This window comes from Cellulomonas fimi ATCC 484 (assembly GCF_000212695.1).
In the GTDB taxonomy this organism is placed as follows: Bacteria; Actinomycetota; Actinomycetes; order Actinomycetales; family Cellulomonadaceae; genus Cellulomonas; species Cellulomonas fimi.
The window spans coordinates 2,764,976-2,780,734 of the sequence record NC_015514.1; the positions used below are offsets into that span (position 1 = coordinate 2,764,976).

The 15,759-nt window shown below is 74.8% G+C and carries 13 protein-coding genes; 10 read left to right on the top strand and 3 right to left on the bottom strand.

The genetic code is table 11. The features are described from left to right. The first annotated feature begins 58 nt into the window (after positions 1-58). The 7 genes from rfbA to CELF_RS19565 all read left to right on the top strand — a co-directional run bounded on the left by rfbA (position 59) and on the right by CELF_RS19565 (position 8,771). Positions 59-934: a glucose-1-phosphate thymidylyltransferase RfbA gene (gene rfbA / locus CELF_RS12590; protein WP_013771645.1), complete on the top strand. Its 876-nt coding sequence runs from the start codon at positions 59-61 to the stop codon at positions 932-934. Continuing rightward, entirely contained in the window at positions 931-3,285 is a 2,355-nt protein-coding gene (locus tag CELF_RS12595) for a hypothetical protein (RefSeq protein ID WP_013771646.1), read from the top strand. Before rfbA ends, CELF_RS12595 begins: the two co-directional genes overlap by 4 nt. After that, the gene (locus CELF_RS12600; RefSeq protein ID WP_013771647.1) at positions 3,282-3,758 is read left to right on the top strand and encodes a GtrA family protein; all 477 of its coding nucleotides are present in this window, start codon (positions 3,282-3,284) and stop codon (positions 3,756-3,758) included. Before CELF_RS12595 ends, CELF_RS12600 begins: the two co-directional genes overlap by 4 nt. After that, positions 3,755-4,786, top strand: coding sequence for a glycosyltransferase (locus CELF_RS12605; protein WP_013771648.1), 1,032 nt, complete (start codon positions 3,755-3,757; stop codon positions 4,784-4,786). The genes CELF_RS12600 and CELF_RS12605 overlap by 4 nt, the downstream gene beginning before the upstream one ends. Positions 4,787-4,794: 8 nt before the next feature. Further along, positions 4,795-5,727: an NAD-dependent epimerase/dehydratase family protein gene (locus CELF_RS12610; protein WP_013771649.1), complete on the top strand. Its 933-nt coding sequence runs from the start codon at positions 4,795-4,797 to the stop codon at positions 5,725-5,727. A 105-nt stretch (positions 5,728-5,832) separates the two neighbouring features. Beyond that, a complete protein-coding gene (locus CELF_RS12615) occupies positions 5,833-6,366 on the top strand; it encodes a hypothetical protein (protein ID WP_013771650.1) in 534 nt (177 codons plus the stop codon). Next, complete coding sequence (locus tag CELF_RS19565; protein WP_013771651.1) at positions 6,363-8,771, top strand: hypothetical protein; 2,409 nt, start codon at positions 6,363-6,365, stop codon at positions 8,769-8,771. The genes CELF_RS12615 and CELF_RS19565 overlap by 4 nt, the downstream gene beginning before the upstream one ends. 54 nt (positions 8,772-8,825) lie before the next feature. Here CELF_RS19565 and CELF_RS12625 read toward each other — a convergent pair whose 3' ends face one another. Further along, positions 8,826-9,869: a glycosyltransferase gene (locus CELF_RS12625; protein ID WP_041554267.1), complete on the bottom strand. Its 1,044-nt coding sequence runs from the start codon at positions 9,867-9,869 to the stop codon at positions 8,826-8,828. Next, the gene (locus tag CELF_RS12630; RefSeq protein WP_013771653.1) at positions 9,851-11,125 is read right to left on the bottom strand and encodes a polysaccharide biosynthesis protein; all 1,275 of its coding nucleotides are present in this window, start codon (positions 11,123-11,125) and stop codon (positions 9,851-9,853) included. Before CELF_RS12630 ends, CELF_RS12625 begins: the two co-directional genes overlap by 19 nt. 141 nt (positions 11,126-11,266) lie before the next feature. Between CELF_RS12630 and CELF_RS12635 the strand changes: the two genes are divergently transcribed. The 3 genes from CELF_RS12635 to CELF_RS12645 all read left to right on the top strand — a co-directional run bounded on the left by CELF_RS12635 (position 11,267) and on the right by CELF_RS12645 (position 14,823). Further along, positions 11,267-12,004: a glycosyltransferase family 2 protein gene (locus CELF_RS12635; protein ID WP_013771654.1), complete on the top strand. Its 738-nt coding sequence runs from the start codon at positions 11,267-11,269 to the stop codon at positions 12,002-12,004. Continuing rightward, positions 12,001-12,441: a DUF2304 domain-containing protein gene (locus CELF_RS12640; RefSeq protein WP_013771655.1), complete on the top strand. Its 441-nt coding sequence runs from the start codon at positions 12,001-12,003 to the stop codon at positions 12,439-12,441. The genes CELF_RS12635 and CELF_RS12640 overlap by 4 nt, the downstream gene beginning before the upstream one ends. Before the next feature lie 105 nt (positions 12,442-12,546). Beyond that, on the top strand, positions 12,547-14,823 hold the full coding sequence (locus tag CELF_RS12645; protein ID WP_041553493.1) for a DUF2142 domain-containing protein: 2,277 nt from the start codon (positions 12,547-12,549) through the stop codon (positions 14,821-14,823). A gap of 63 nt (positions 14,824-14,886) precedes the next feature. Here the strand turns inward: CELF_RS12645 and rfbD are convergent, their stop codons facing one another. After that, positions 14,887-15,735 (bottom strand): dTDP-4-dehydrorhamnose reductase, encoded by an 849-nt coding sequence (gene rfbD / locus CELF_RS12650; protein ID WP_013771656.1) that lies wholly within the window; start codon positions 15,733-15,735, stop codon positions 14,887-14,889. Between the last annotated feature and the right edge of the window lie 24 nt (positions 15,736-15,759).

Here is a 15,759-nt window from a genome sequence, read left to right on the forward strand (position 1 = left end):
CTCCGGGCGGGACGCGCGGAGTAGGAGATGCGGCGCAGATAGGACACACTATCTCGCCATGCGCGGAATCATCCTGGCGGGCGGGTCCGGCACCCGGCTGCACCCGATCACCCTCGGCGTCAGCAAGCAGCTCGTCCCGGTCTACGACAAGCCGATGATCTACTACCCGTTGTCCACGCTGATCCTCGCGGGCATCCGGGACGTGCTGGTCATCACCACGCCGCACGACGCGGAGCAGTTCCAGCGTCTGCTCGGCGACGGCTCGCAGTTCGGCATCTCGATCAGCTACACGGTGCAGGCGGAGCCCAACGGGCTGGCGCAGGCGTTCGTGCTGGGCGCCGACTTCGTCGGGAACGAGGGAGCCGCGCTGGTCCTCGGCGACAACATCTTCTACGGGCCCGGGCTCGGGTCGAAGCTGCAGCGGTTCTCCGACATCGACGGCGGTGCGGTGTTCGCCTACCGCGTCGCGGACCCGACGGCGTACGGCGTCGTCGAGTTCGACGACGAGGGCCGGGCGCTCTCGCTGGAGGAGAAGCCCGCGCAGCCCAAGTCCTCCTACGCCGTCCCCGGCCTGTACTTCTACGACAACGACGTCGTGGCGATCGCCCGGGACCTCGAGCCGTCCGCGCGCGGCGAGTACGAGATCACGGACGTCAACCGCACCTACCTCGAGCAGGGCCGCCTGCAGGTCGAGGTCCTCCCCCGCGGCACCGCCTGGCTCGACACGGGCACCTTCGACTCGCTGCTCGAGGCGTCCGACTACGTCCGGACGATCGAGCACCGGCAGGGGCTCAAGGTGGGCGCGCCGGAGGAGGTCGCGTGGCGCCGCGGCTTCCTGTCCGACGACGAGCTGCGCGACCGCGCCGAGAAGCTCGTGAAGTCGGGCTACGGCTCCTACCTGCTCGGCCTGCTGGCCGACCCCGCCAGCCGATGACGCACCCCGCCACCGGCGTGGACGGTGGCGGGCCGGTCGGCGCCGCCGCCGGCGCGGGCCGCGCGCGCGGCGCCTGGCGTACCGTGCGCGGCGCCGTCCTGCGCGCGCCCGTTGGCGTGCGCGAGGCGGCCGTGGTCGCTGCGGTCGTCGTCGCGCTGCAGGTCCTGACGTTCGCCCGGTACTACACGGGCGCGACGCTGCCGCCGTGGGACTTCCAGAGCCACTACACGACCGAGGCGTTCGCGTGGTGGCACGACGGCGGGTTCTTCCGCCCCGTCGCGTGGCTGCCGTACCTCTGGGGCGGCTACCCCGGCGTCGTCAACCTGCAGAACAGCTCGTTCTACCTGCCGGTCGGCGCGATGAACCTCCTCGGCCTGTTCGACCAGCACGCCGCCGCGGTCCTGTCGGCGCTGCACGTCGCGTTCGGCGCGGTCGGGGCGTACGTCTTCGCGCGCGCCTGGCGGCTGCGTCCCGCGGCGGCGCTCACCGCGCTCGTGCTGTGGCACTTCGCCGCGGGCTTCTACTCCAACGCCTCGCACCTCGACATCATGCGCGCGTACGCGTGGCTCCCCTGGGTGCTGCTCGTGACGTCGCCGCGCTGGCCCTGGCGCCGGCCCTGGGCGCCCGCGGTCGCGGTCCTGCTCCTGTGGCAGGCGCTGCTCGGCACGTACCCCGGGATCCTCATCGCGACGCTGTACGTCGGGCTCACGTGGGTCGTGCTGCACCAGGTCACGAGCAGGCCCGCGCTCCGCGACCACCTCCTGCCCCTCGCGGTCGCGGGCGGGCTGGCGGTGCTCATGACGGCGCTGCGGTTCGTGCCCGCGTTCCTCGCGCGCGGCGCGGGCGTGCCGGGCGACGGCGACGTCTCGGCGTGGTCGTGGACCATGCTCGGCACGCTGTGGTTCTCGTACGCCGACAACACGATCCCGAACGACGTGACGATGCGGTCGCTGTTCCTGCCCGCTCCCGCGCTGGCCGCGGCGGCGTTCGTCGCCTGGCGCCGCCCCCTGGCGCGGGTCGCCGCCGCGACGGGGGCCGTGGCCGTCGTCCTCGGCGCCCCGGGCACGCCCTGGTCGGGGCTCGTGGCGCAGCTCCCCGGGCTCGACGTGAGCCGGTTCCGGTTCTCCGACTTCAAGCCCTTCGTGCTGTTCGTCGTGGTCGTGCTCGCCGCGGTCGGGATCGACGAGATCCTCACGCGGCGACGCGCGCGGGAGGCCGGCACGGCGGGTACCGCCGTGACGGACGCACCCCTCGGCCGCGGCCGCCTCGTCGCCCTCGGCGTGCTCGTCGTGACGGCGGCCGTGATCGGCGCCGCGGGACCCTTCCGACTCACCGACTGGGGCGCGCAGACCGCCCTGCTCGCGGCGTCCGCGGTGCTGCTCGTCCTCGCGTGCCGCCCGCTGCTCGCCGGTCGCCTGCGCGTGGTGGTCGGTGCCGTGCCCGTCGTCGCGGCGGTGTCCGGGCTGCTGTGGGCGTACGGCACTCCCACGCCGTGGTCGGTGTCGCGCGCCGACATCGAGCAGGTCGTCTTCGGCGCACCCGTCGCCGACGTGATCGCGTCCCGCCCCGCCGACCTGTCCGCCGAGCAGCGCCCCGCGCGCACGCACGCGGTGCCGACGGACATCGCCCCCACGGTCTTCGACGTCTTCAGCAACGGCAGCGGCCGCGTCTTCTACTCCGGCGGCCTGTCGGTCGACGGGTACGCCAACCTGAAGGGCACCCCGACGTTCGAGCAGATCCTCGCCTCGCTGCAGGACGACCGGACCCGGCCGGACGCGTGGGCGTTCTGGCTCGCGCCCGGGCTCGTCGTGGCGACGGACGGCGACGCGCTGCCCGACGCCGCCGTGACCGAGACGTGCGTGCAGGAGGGGACGTGCGGGTCGCTCGACGTGCGGCCCGTGTCCTACTCGCCGTCGCCGGAGCTCGTCTACGACGTCGACGCGGGCAGCGCGACGACGGTCGCGTTCAACGAGGCGTACTACGACGGCTGGCGGGTCGAGGCGTGCCCCGCGGACGAGGGCGCGTGCCGGACGCTGCCGGTGCGCGCGGGCGACGGCGGCCAGCTGGTCACCGACCTCCCGGCCGGCCGGTGGCAGCTCACGGCGACGTACGCGCTGCCCGGCATGCGGGCCGCGTGGCTGATGTTCGCGGCGGGCCTCGCGGGGGTCGTCGGCTGGACGGCGCTCACGGTGCTCGCCGCCCGGCGTCGCCGCGCGACCGCCGCCGACGCACCCGGCACCGACGCGACCGGCACCGACGCGCCCCGCACCGACGCGACCGGCACCGACGCACCCACCGGCGACGCACCCGGCACCGGGCGTGCACCCGACCGTGCGGGACGCCCCGCATGACGTCGCCCACCTCCCGGCACGTCGACCGCGTGCGGACGTTCGTGCAGGGCTCCGTGCTGGCCCGGTTCGCCTCGGTCGGCGTCATCAACACGCTCGTCGACTTCGGCGTGTACGTGCTGCTGTTCGCGCTCGGCACCGCGCCGGTGCTGGCGAACCTCATCTCCACGACGGCCGGGCTGATCGTCAGCTTCCTCGGCAACAGCCGCTTCGTGTTCCGCTCGACGGGCGGTCGGCGCGGGCAGGTCGCGCGCTTCGTCCTCGTCGCCGGGATCGGGATCTGGGTCATCCAGCCTGCCGTGATCCTCGGGGTGACGGCGGCGCTCGACGGGCTCGGCGTCGCCCACGTCGGAGTCGTCGGAGCGGTGGCGAAGACCCTGGCCATCGGGGTCGCCGCCGTCTGGAACTACCTCCTGTACAGTCGCTTCGTGTTCCGGAGCCGTCACGCCCACCGGGCCGAGGAGACCCCCGCATGACCGGCCCCGCCGAGGCGCCCAGCGCCGTCGAGACGCCCACCGCGGACCCCGCGCAGATCAGCGTCGTCATCCCCGTCTACCGCGGTGCGGACACGCTCGCGCGGGTCGTCGAGGAGCTCGCGCCGCTCGCGACCCCCTTCGTGTCGCCCGGGGGTCGCCCCCTGGTCGTCGCGGAGGTCGTGCTCGTGTGGGACAACGGCCCCGACGACAGCGACGCGGTCATCCGCGACCTCGCGGCCGCCCATCCGTGGGTCCGGCCCGTCTGGCTCTCGCGCAACTTCGGCCAGCACCCCGCGACCGTCGCCGGGATCGCCGTGACCCGCGGCGACTGGGTCGTCACCATGGACGAGGACGGTCAGCACGACCCGGCGGACGTCGCCCGGCTCGTCGACACGGCGTACGACCAGCGGGCCGCGCTCGTCTACGCGCAGCCGACGAACGCCGCGCCGCACTCCGCGTTCCGCAACCTCGCGTCGCGCCTGACCAAGGGTGTCGTGCTGCGCGCGCTCACCGGCCCGTCCGCGGTGCCGTTCCACAGCTTCCGCGCGATCCACGGCGAGCACGCGCGTGCGGTCGCCGCGTACTGCGGCCCCGGCGTGTACCTCGACATCGCGCTGGCGTGGGTGATCGGCGCGACGGCGACCTGCCCGACCGCGCTGCGCACCGAGGGGCGCGAGGCCGCCGGCTACAGCCTGCGCCGGCTCCTGTCGCACTTCTGGCGCCTCGTGCTGTCCACGGGGAACCGCCCGCTGCGCCTGGTGTCCGGGCTCGGCGTGCTCACCGCCGCGCTCGGCCTCGTGTACGCCGTCGTCCTCGTCGTGCAGCGCATCGTGGGGACCACCGACGTCGCGGGCTGGACGACGATCGTCGTGGTCGTGCTGCTCGTGGGCGGGGTCACGCTGCTGTCCCTCGGCGTCATCGCGGAGTACGTCGGGATGGCGGCCGGGATGTCCATGGGCAAACCCCTGTACGTCGCGATGTCCGACTCGTTCGTGCGCGTCCGGCGCGACGGCCCGCGCGCGCGCTGAGCACACCCGTGGATCTGTGGGTGGTCGGGGCCGGCGGGCTGCTCGGCTCGGCCGTCGTGCGGCGCCGCCCGCCCGGCACGCGCGTGCACCGCGCGGCGCCCGTGCCCTGGCACACCGCGGGCCTCGTCGACGCGGCGCTCGCCGACGCGTTCGCCGAGTTCCGGCGGCAGCGCGAGCCGGGGCGGCCGTGGGGGGTCGTGTGGGCCGCGGGCACGGGGGTCGTCTCCTCGGACCCCGGCGAGCTCCTCGCGCAGGAGTCGACGCTGCTGCGCCTGGCCGGGCTCGTCGCGCAGGAGCCGGACCCCGACGGCACGTTCCTGTTCGCGTCGTCGGCCGCGGTCTTCGGCGCACAGCCCCGCCTGTACGACGAGAGCGACGCCGCCCGTCCCGTGAGCCCCTACGCGGTCGCGAAGCTCCGGCAGGAGGACGCGCTGCGGGACGTGTTCGTCGCCCCGGACGGTCCGCGGCTCGCCGTCGCCCGCCTCTCCACGCTGTTCGGGCCCGGCCAGAACCTGGCCAAGCGTCAGGGCCTCGTGAGCTCGATGTGCCTCGAGGCCGTGCGCGGCGGCGTGATCACGCTGCACGTGCCGCTCGACACGACGCGGGACTACCTCTACGCCGACGACGCCGGCGCGCTCGTGCACACCCTGCTCGACGTCGCACGCACCGAGCCGGCCGGCGCACCCGTGACGCGCGTGCTCGCGAGCCACCGCACGACGACGGTCGGCGAGGTCGCGCGCCTCGTGCAGAGCGTCGTGCACCGCCGCACCCACATCGTGCAGGCCTCGACGCCGACGACCGTGCACCAGCGCCACCAGGCCGTGCAGTCGTCGGACCCCCGGCTCGCGGCCCTGCCCCGCACGCCCCTCCCCGTGGGTGTGCACCGCGTCCACCAGGACGTGCTGCGCCGCTGGATGACGGGCGCCGCAGCCGCGCGCTGAGGCGATGTCCGGATCGTCCCCGGCGACACGGGGCGCGGCGGACGGGCGCGACCGTGCACCCGCCGTACCGTGAGGAGACCGTCCGCCGAACCCGGGAGCCTCGCCGTGCCTTCGTCCGTCCGCCGCCGCGCGCTGGCCCTGGCCGTGCTGACCGCCGCGACCCTCGCCGCGTGCAGCGCCTCCCCCGGTGCGAGCGCGCCGTCGACCGCGACGGGCACGCCCACCGTCACGGCGTCGGCCACCCCGGTCGACGCGGTGACCCCGACGCCGTCCCCGACCGTCACGGACCCCGCGGTCCCGGACGCACCTCCGCCCGCCGAGCCCGCGCCGGTGGAGCCGGGCCCGGGCCTCGAGGTCGTGCTCACGTCCGCGGGCTGGTCGGAGTCGACCCGCACGGTCCAGCTCGTCGGGTACGTGCAGCTCGTCGAGCCCGGCGGGACGTGCACGGCGCGGCTCACGCGCGGCACCGAGGTCGTCGAGGTCGCGCAGGAGGCGTGGCCGGACGCGACGACGACCTCGTGCGGCACCGTCGACGTGCCGCGCGAAAGGCTCACGAACGGCCGCTGGGATGCCGAGTTGAGTTACGACAGCCCCACGAGCTCGGGGACCAGCAAGCAGGTGGAGATCGACGTCCCGTGAGCACACGCCTCGCCCCGCACCGTGCCGCCCTCCTGGCGGTGCTCGGACTGCTCGCGTCGCTCGCGCTCGTGGCGCTGCCCGCCCGGCCGGCGGCCGCCGCCGACCTGAGCCGGTTCGACCCGGGCCTCATCATCAGCGACGCGCTGTTCTACGACTCCCGGACGATGTCGGCGGGCGCGGTGCAGTCGTTCCTCGACACCAAGGGAGCGCGCTGCGTGCCCGCGGCCGACGGCACGCCGTGCCTGCGCCAGTACACCGAGTCGACGTCGTCGCGGGCCGCCGACGCGCGGTGCACGAAGCCGTACCAGGGGGCCGCGAACGAGAGTGCGGCGCAGATCATCACGAAGGTCGCCGAGGCGTGCGGGATCAACCCGCAGGTCATCCTTGCGACGCTGCAGAAGGAGCAGGGGCTCGTGACGGCGTCGGGCTCGAGCCTGACGCCCACCCGGTACCGCTCGGCGATGGGTTTCGGCTGTCCCGACACGGCGGCGTGCAACAGCCTCTACTACGGCTTCTTCAACCAGGTGTACTCCGCGGCGTCGCAGCTCCGGAACTACGCGAACAACCCCACGCGGTACAGCCACCGGGCCGGCCAGCTGAACAACGTGCGCTACCACCCGAACAGCGCGTGCGGCACGTCCCCGGTGTTCATCCAGAACCAGGCGACGGCGAGCCTCTACAACTACACGCCGTACCAGCCGAACGGTGCCGCTCTCGCGGCCGGGTACGGCACGGGCGACGGCTGCTCGTCCTACGGCAACCGCAACTTCTGGAACTACTTCACGGACTGGTTCGGGCCGACGGTCGACCGTCTCCCCACCGGGTTCCTCGACTCGGTGACGACGACGTCCGAGAGCATCACGGTCTCGGGCTGGGCGCTCGACCTCGACACCTCCGCGTCGATCCCGGTGCACGTCTGGGTCGGTCCCGCGTCGTACGCCTTCGTCGCCGACGGCGAGCGGCCCGACCTCGTCGCACCCTTCCAGCGCGGGTCGAGGCACGGGTTCACCGCGACGGTGCCGGCGACGCCGGGCACGTGGCAGGTGTGCGTCTACGCGATCAACGACTGGGGCGGCGGCGGCAACGCCCTCATCGCCTGCCGCAGCGTCACGGTGGCGAACGCCTCCCCCACCGGCTTCCTCGACTCCGTCACGACGAGCGCGTCGGGCACGATCACGGCCTCCGGCTGGGCGCTCGACCCCGACACGACCGCGTCGATCCCCGTGCACATGTACGTCGGCACGGCCTCGAAGGCGTTCCTCGCCGACGCGCCGCGCGCCGACATCGCCGCCGCGTTCGGCAAGGGAGACAAGCACGGCTTCACCGCGACCGCGCAGGCACCGCCGGGCACGCACCAGGTGTGCCTGTGGGCGATCAACGCGACCGCGGGACCCAACACGATGCTCGGGTGCCGTCAGGTCACGGTGCCGTCGGCCGCCCCCAACGCCGTCCCGACGGGCTTCCTCGACTCGGTCACGGCCAACGCGGACGGCACGATCACCGCCGCCGGCTGGACCCTGGACCCCGACACCACCGCGCCGCTCACGGTCGAGGTCGCGGTGGACGGCACGACGCGCACCTACCTCGCCAACGGCGTGCGCAAGGACGTCGGCGCCGCGTTCGGCAAGGGCGACAACCACGGCTTCGTCCTGACGTTCCCGGCGCTGCCCGGCTCGCGGTCGGTGTGCGTGCGCGCCAAGGACGCGACGACCGCCGACACCACGCTCCTGGGGTGCCGCACCGTCACCGTCGTCTCGCCGCTGCCCGACCGGGCACCGACGGGGTTCCTCGACTCCGTGACGGTCGGCGCATCCGGCACGGTCACGGCGTCGGGCTGGGCGCTCGACCCCGACACGACCGACCCGATCCCCGTGCACATGTACGTCGACTCCGCGTCGACCGCGTTCCTCGCGGACGCGGTGCGCACCGACGTCGGGGCGGCCTTCGGGATGGGCGACAAGCACGGCTTCACGACGTCGATGACGGCCTCTCCGGGCACCCGCTCGGTGTGCCTGTGGGCGATCAACACCGGCGGCGGTGCCAACACCCACCTGGGCTGCCGGACGGTGACCGTGCCGCAGCCCGCCGTGAACCAGGCCCCCACGGGCTTCCTCGACTCGGTCACGGTGAACCCCGACGGGACGGTCACGGCGTCGGGCTGGGCGCTCGACCCCGACACCACCGACCCGATCCCGGTGCACATGTACGTCGACACGGCGTCGTCCGCGTTCCTCGCGGACACGGTGCGCACCGACGTCGGGGCGGCCTTCGGCAAGGGCGACAAGCACGGCTTCACGACGACGATGCCCGCGGCACCGGGCAGCCGGAACGTGTGCGTGTGGGCCATCAACACGACGGCGGGCTCGAACACGATGCTCGGCTGCCGCACGGTCACGGTCGGTTGACGCGGCGCGGGTCCCCGCCGGCCTGCCGGCAGGGACCCGTGACCGGCGCCCGGGTCAGAGGGCGCGGCGGACCGCTCGCCAGTACAGCTGCAGGACGCGCTCGAGGGGCGCAGCCGACGCGGGCAGCGGCATCTGGGCCGGCTCGAACCGGTCGGTCATGAGGTGCGCGAGGTCCCGGTCGCGCACGGTGCGCGAGCCCTGCACGACGCGCCGCCGCGCGCGGATCCAGCCGCCGTGCCGCAGCACCCAGCCCCAGCCGCGCACCTTGGCCCGGCCCCACCCCTGCAGGACCGCGACGAGGGCGATCGCCGCCTCGAACGCGAGCAGCGGCGGCGCGAGCAGGAGCAGCGTCCTGCGCTGCATCGTCGTGAGGAGGAGCAGCAGCCGGTTCCGCTCGACGAGGTACATCTTGAGCGGCGACCGCCCGAACTCGTAGTGGTGCGCGGCGACCGCCTCGCCGACCACGACCACGCGGCGGCCGTGCTGCCAGGTGCGCCAGCCGAGCTCGAGGTCCTCCAGGTAGGCGAAGTACTCGACGGGGAAGCCGCCCAGCTCGCGCCACCAGGCCGTCGGCAGGACGAGGCACGCGCCAGACGCGGACGCGACGTCCCGCACCCCGGCGGCGTCGGCCGCGGGCGTGCCCATGGAGCCGGCCCACGACAGCCCGAGGACGTGCAGCGGGTTGCCGGCCGAGTTCACGGTCTGCGGCTCGTCGGCGAGCACGACGAGCGCCCCGGCGATGCCGACGTCCGGCTCGTCGCGCAGCGTCGCGACCAGGCGCGCGAACGTGTCGGGCCGCGGCACGGCGTCGCTGTTGAGCAGCGCGAGGTACGGCGTGGTGACGTCCCGCGCGCCGAGGTCGACACCCCCGGTGAAGCCGAGGTTCCGACCGGGACGCAGCACCGTGACGCGCGGGTCGTCGGGGAGCCGCTCGACCGCGTCGGTGGTGCACCCGTTGTCGACGACGACCATGCGCAGCGAGACGTCGCGCGAGTCCAGGGCGGCGCCGACGGCCGCGCCGAGGTACGGCTCGTCGCCGTACGCGAGGACGACGACCGTGAGGTCGGCCGGTGCGCTGGTCACGGTGCTGGCTCCCATCGACGCAGGGTGGTCCGGACCCGGACCGCGTGGCAGACCGCGGCGGCGGCGGCCCCGGTGCACAGCGCGAGCGCGACCTGCTCCGCGAGCCCCGTCGGCACGAGGAAGCCGAGCCCGAGCGCGAGGACGCCCACGCCCCAGCCGACCGCGGCCGCCCAGTCGTCCCCGCGCGAGAGCAGCACGATCGCCATCACCTGCGCCAACATGAAGAACGCGCCGGACGCCGCGATCAGGAACAGCAGGGTGCGGGACACGGCGAAGTCCTGGCCGTACAGCAGCACCTGCGCGAACGGGCCGATCGCGAGGACGCCGAGCGCACCGACGGCGCCGAGCCCGGCGGTGCCGAGCACCGCGAGCCGGGTGGTCGCGCGGAACCCGGCGACGTCACCCGCCGCGGCACGCGCCGCGAGCGCGGGCAGGACGACGGCCTGCACGGCCGCGAAGGCGAACAGCGGGATCCGCGCGACCGTCACGGCCGCGACGAAACGGCCGGCCATCGCCTCGTCGCCCGGCTCCGCGAGCCACGCGATGAGCATCGGGCCGGCGTTGGCGAGCACCTGGCTGAGCAGCGACACCGAGACGAGCGCGCCGAACGGCACCCGGGACTGCCCCTCCGCGGACGGCTCCGCCGTGGTCACCCCGCGCGGCCGGCGACCCAGCAGGGCGAGCACCGACGCGAGCACGGGCGCCGCGACCAGGACGAGCGCGTACCCGACGGCCGTGCCGTTCCCGGTCGCGGCGAGGACCGCGGAGCCCGCGGTCCGCAGGGCGCCGTCGACCGCGAGCTGCACGCCGTACCGGCCGAAGGAGGCCTCGCCCGCGAGCAGCCCGCGGGTCGCGTACGCGACGGCCTGCGCGGCGAGCGCGGCGAGCACGACCCACACGAGCCCGGACTGGCCGTCGAGCACGACCCGGCCGAGCATCCCGCCCGCGAGCAGCAGGACGAGCGCGACGACGGCGAGCGCGCCCAGCGTGTACAGCAGCGGCGCACGGCCGACGCGTCCGGTCCCGCCGCGAGCGCGCGCCGCGGCGAGGCGGCGCGCCAGGTCCTGCTCGAGCGGCATGAACAGGCCGATGCCGAACGCGTTGACGACCGTCCAGAACACCGACACGGGAGCCGACCCGGCCGGGCCGAGGTCGCGCGCCGCGAGCGCGAGGAACGCGAAGTTGGCCACACCGAAGGCGACGAGCCCGCCGCCGACCGGGACGACGGGCGACGAGGTGCGGGCTCGCAGCGTCTGCCGCGCGTCGGCCATCCGTCTCCGTCCGTCGGTCGTGGGGTCGGCGCGCACCGGGCCGACGACGCCCGTCCCCGGGGCGGGCCGTGCGATCGTACCGTCCGCCCGCGGCACCCCGGACGCGCCGGACCGACCGGTGCACGTCGGTACAGTGGCGCCATGCCGCAGCGATCCCTGCTCATCATCGTGCCCGCGTGGAACGAGGAGGCGACCGTCGGGCACGTCATCCGGGAGATCGCCGAGAAGGTCCCGCACGCGGACGTGCTCGTCGTCAACGACGGCTCGACCGACCGGACGACGGACGTCGCGCGGGCCGCAGGGGCCCAGGTGCTCGAGCTGCCCGTGAACCTCGGGGTGGGCGGGGCGATGCGCGCCGGCTACAAGTACGCGTTCCGGGCCGGCTACGACCGGACGGTGCAGCTCGACGCGGACGGCCAGCACGACCCCGGCCTGGTCATGACGCTCCTGGAGTCGATGGACGAGCTCGAGGCGGACGTGCTGATCGGCGCCCGGTTCGCGGGCGTCGGCGACTACCAGGTGCGCGGCCCGCGGTGGTGGTCGATGCGCGTGCTGTCCACGACGCTCTCGCGCGTCTGCCGGACGCGGCTCACGGACACGACGTCCGGCTTCAAGGCGTGCAACCGTCAGGCGATCCGGCTGTTCGCCGCCAACTACCCCGCCGAGTACCTGGGCGACACGATCGAGTCGCTCGTGGTCGCGGCGCGCGCCGGGCTGCGGATCCGCCAGGTCGGCGTCGCGATGCGCGAGCGTGCCGGAGGGCGGCCGTCGCACAACCCGGTCAAGGCCGGTATCTTCCTGGTCCGCGCGGTCCTCGCGCTGGTCATCGCCCTGTCCCGGCCGAGCGAGCCGGTCGTCGCCGAGGGGGTCGCGGCATGAGCGGCTACGTGTTCGCGATCGCGCTGTGCGTCCTGCTCGTCGTGCTCATCTTCCTGCTGCTGCGCACGCGCAAGGTCCGGGAGAAGTACGTCGGCATCTGGCTGGCCCTGGCCGTCGCGGTCGTGGTCATGGCGGTCTTCCCCGGGCTGGCGTTCTGGCTGTCGGACCTCGTCGGCGTGGAGACCCCCGTCAACCTGCTGTTCGCCACCGGCTTCGCGGTCGTGCTCGCGGTCTGCATCCAGCTCAGCTCCGAGGTGTCCGCGCTCGAGGAGGAGACGCGCACGATCGCCGAGGAGCTCGCGCTGCTGCGCCTCGAGGTCGAGTCCGCGCGCGGCGGCGCGCCCGCGGCCCCGGTGCCGCCGGCCCCGGCCCCCGCCGACGAGGACGCGCCGACGGGTCTCGCGCCCGGCGCGGACGACCGCCTCAGCCAGCACTGACGTCGCCGCCGGAGCCGCCCCCGGGGCACAGCGCCGCTCCGTACTATGTCCTGGCCCCGGAGCACCGGACGGCACGACGACCTCGACCCGCGGAGCACCCCTGACATGACGACGCCCGGCGGCCCCCTGCCCGCGCTGCGACGAGTGCTCCTGCGCCCCGTGGTGGTCGCCGTGCTCGTGGCCCTCGCGTTCGTCGCGACGGTCGCGGTGCTCGTGACCCGCACGGGCGGCACGCTCGTCGGCGACACCACGAGCAACGTCCGCGTCACGGGCGTCCTGCCGCAGCTCGAGCCCGGCGACCGGGTCGCGCAGCAGATCACCACGTCGAACGACCGGTTCACGGCGGTCCAGCTGACGTTCGGCACGTTCCTGGGCGCTGCGGACTGCGACGTGCGGGTCACGCTGCACGAGGACGACGGCGACGACGCCGAGCGCACCAGCGGTGCCGTCGTCGCGACGGACGTGCTGTCCTGCACCGAGGTGCCCGACACGACCCCCGTCGACGTGCTCACGTTCGAGCCGCGCGACGAGCCCGTGGGCACCGTGTTCGAGGTGGTCGTCGAACGGGTGGACACCGACGACACCCCTGGCGTCGCGCTGTGGGCGGGCGAGCCCGACGGCGACGCGGCGCTCGCGTGGTTCGGCGAGGAGGAGACCGAGCTCAGCGCGAACGTCCGCCCGCTGTACGACCCGCAGGCGCGCTGGTGGGACCAGCTCGACGTGGTGAGCGACCGCATGGCCGCCTACGGGCCCGCGTGGGGCGGTGCCGCGGCGTTCGCGGTGACGCTGGCGAGCGTCGGCGCGCTGCTCGCGGGCGCGACGCTCGTGTCCCGCCGCCCGCGCGCGTTCCTCGTCGTCGTGGCGGTGCTCGCGCTCGTGCGCGGGCTCGTCTGGAGCGCCGCGGTGCCGACGTTCGGCGGCATGGACGAGCCGGCGCACTTCTCCAACGTGCAGTTCCTCGCCGAGGAGCGGGCCCTGCCCGGCCAGGCGGACAACGAGGACATCTACAGCGACCGCCTGCACGCGGCGCAGGACTCGGTGAACATCTCCGCGACCGCGCCCGGCGACCGTCCCGTCTACACGCCCGAGGGCGAGCGCGAGGTGCAGGACGAGGTCGCGCAGGAGTCGCCCGACGGCGGCGGCGGCGGCCCGGCCGCGGCGTACCCGCCCCCGTACTACCTCGCGGCGGCGCTGTTCTACCCGCTGGGCGGCGACGACATCTACGCCCAGGTCGCCGCGACGCGCCTGTGGAGCGTCGCCCTCGGTGTCGCCGGTGCGGTGCTGCTCGTCCTGCTCGCGCGGCGCCTGTTCCCCGCGCGTCCGGGCGCGCAGGTCGCGTTCGCGCTCGCCGGGGTCCTGCAGCCGATGGCGGCGCACCAGTTCGCGATCGTCAACAACGACGCCTGGGTGATCGTCTGCGGGTTCGGCGCGCTGCTGCTCGGCCTCGAGCTCGCGCGGCGACGACGAGCCCCGTGGCTCGCGCTGCTCGCGGGCGTGATCATCGGCTTCGCGCTGCTGGGCAAGCCGTTCGGAGCAGCCGTCGCGGTCCCGCTCGCGCTCGGGTGGCTCATCGGCAAGGTGCGCCACCGCGAGCGGAGCTGGCGCGTGCTCGCCGGCGAGGCCGGGCTGGTCACGCTGGGCTTCGTCGCGACGTACGGGTTGTGGCGCGTCGTCGCGATGGTCGTCGACATCCCCGCGCAGCGCGTGCCGGACGGTGCCGGCGCCCGGGGGCTGCGGGCGTTCGTCGACGCGCAGATCGGCGTCGGCGGCGAGACCGCGAAGCGGATGTGGGCCGACCAGCTCTGGGGCAACTTCGGCTGGGTCCGGATCCCGTTCCCCGAGCCGATCCCGTCGCTCGTCTTCGCGGGCCTGCTCGCGCTGCTGGCGGCGATCGCGGCGTGGCTGGTCCTCGTCGTCGTCGTCGCCGTCCGGCGACGCGCGGCCGGCCGTGGGGACGCCGACCCCGAGGCGACCGGGACGGCCGGGACGCCGGGCGCGCTCGGCGCGCCCCGCACCACCGGGGCCACGGGGACGGCGGTCGCCGAGGCGCCGGCGCCGGTCCGCACCGCGGACGACCTGGCCACGCAGGAGCTGCCGCTCGACGTCCGGATCGCGATCCCCGCGTCCCTCGTCGCCGCGATCGTCGTGACGCTGTACGCGGCCGCCTGGGTCTACTACGCCTCGACGGGCCAGAACGACCTGCTGCAGGGCCGGTACGCGCTCCTGGCGCTGCCGGCGATCCTCGCGCTGCCCGGCCTGCTCGTCGAGCGGTTCACGCGCGGGCGCGTCTCGCCGCTCGTCGTCAACGTCGTGCTGGCCGTGGCGATGGGCGGGTTGTTCCTGCTGGGCCTCAAGCGGACCCTCGAGTACTTCTACGGCTGACGCGCCCGCACACGCGAACGGGGCGGGACCGCCTCCGGTCCCGCCCCGTCGCGTCTGGGCTCGTCAGCCCGCGAGCACACCCTCGGCGGCCTGCGCCCACCGCTCGCGCCAGTCGCCGATCGGGTCGACGCCCACGGCGCGCAGCCGGTCGTGCCCGAGCACGGAGTACGACGGGCGCGGCGCGGGCCGCGCGTAGGCCTCGGCCGTCGTCGGCCGCACGATGGCGGCGTCCATGCCCGCGGACACGACCGCGGCCTGCGCGAACTCGTGCCACGTCGCGGTGCCGGACGACGTCGCGTGGTACGTGCCGGCCGGCGCCTGCGCGGCGACGAGGCGCACCACCAGGTCCGCGACGTCCCGCGTCCACGTCGGCTGCCCGACCTGGTCCGCGACGACCTCGAGGCCGCCGCGCTCGGCCGCGACCCGGGCGATCGTCTTCGGGAAGCACGCGCCGTGCGCGCCGTACAGCCACGCGGTCCGCAGGATCAGGTGGTCGGGCTGCTCCGCGCGGACCGCCCACTCCCCCGCGGCCTTCGTGCGCCCGTAGGCGGAGCGGGGCGCGAGGGGCGCGTCCTCGTCGTACGGCGTCTGCGCGTGGCCGTCGAACACGTAGTCCGTCGAGACGTGCACGAGCCGGGCACCGATGTCGCGCGTCACGCGCGCCAGGTTGCCGACCCCCGTCGCGTTCACGTCGAACGCCCGCGCCTCGTCGGTCTCGGCCTGGTCGACCGCCGTGTAGGCCGCGGTGTTCACGACCACGTCCGCGTCCACGAGCGCCGCGCGCACCGAGGCGAGGTCGGTGATGTCGACCTCGTCACGGTCCAGCGCAGTCACCGTCTCGCCCGCGTCGCGCAGCACCGCCACCAGGTCCTGGCCGAGCATCCCGCTCGCGCCGACCACCGACCACCTCATGGAACCACCCTCCGTCGTGAGCAA

What these genes read in the sequence shown, in the direction of transcription:
- CELF_RS12630 (WP_013771653.1), bottom strand. Translation starts at nt 11,125, where the DNA reads ATGGCCGACGCGCGGCAGACGCTGCGAGCCCGCACCTCGTCGCCCGTC.
- rfbA (WP_013771645.1), top strand. Translation starts at nt 59, where the DNA reads ATGCGCGGAATCATCCTGGCGGGCGGGTCCGGCACCCGGCTGCACCCG.
- CELF_RS12600 (WP_013771647.1), top strand. Translation starts at nt 3,282, where the DNA reads ATGACGTCGCCCACCTCCCGGCACGTCGACCGCGTGCGGACGTTCGTG.
- CELF_RS12635 (WP_013771654.1), top strand. Translation starts at nt 11,267, where the DNA reads ATGCCGCAGCGATCCCTGCTCATCATCGTGCCCGCGTGGAACGAGGAG.
- CELF_RS12605 (WP_013771648.1), top strand. Translation starts at nt 3,755, where the DNA reads ATGACCGGCCCCGCCGAGGCGCCCAGCGCCGTCGAGACGCCCACCGCG.
- CELF_RS12645 (WP_041553493.1), top strand. Translation starts at nt 12,547, where the DNA reads ATGACGACGCCCGGCGGCCCCCTGCCCGCGCTGCGACGAGTGCTCCTG.
- CELF_RS12625 (WP_041554267.1), bottom strand. Translation starts at nt 9,869, where the DNA reads ATGGGAGCCAGCACCGTGACCAGCGCACCGGCCGACCTCACGGTCGTC.
- CELF_RS12640 (WP_013771655.1), top strand. Translation starts at nt 12,001, where the DNA reads ATGAGCGGCTACGTGTTCGCGATCGCGCTGTGCGTCCTGCTCGTCGTG.
- CELF_RS12595 (WP_013771646.1), top strand. Translation starts at nt 931, where the DNA reads ATGACGCACCCCGCCACCGGCGTGGACGGTGGCGGGCCGGTCGGCGCC.
- rfbD (WP_013771656.1), bottom strand. Translation starts at nt 15,735, where the DNA reads ATGAGGTGGTCGGTGGTCGGCGCGAGCGGGATGCTCGGCCAGGACCTG.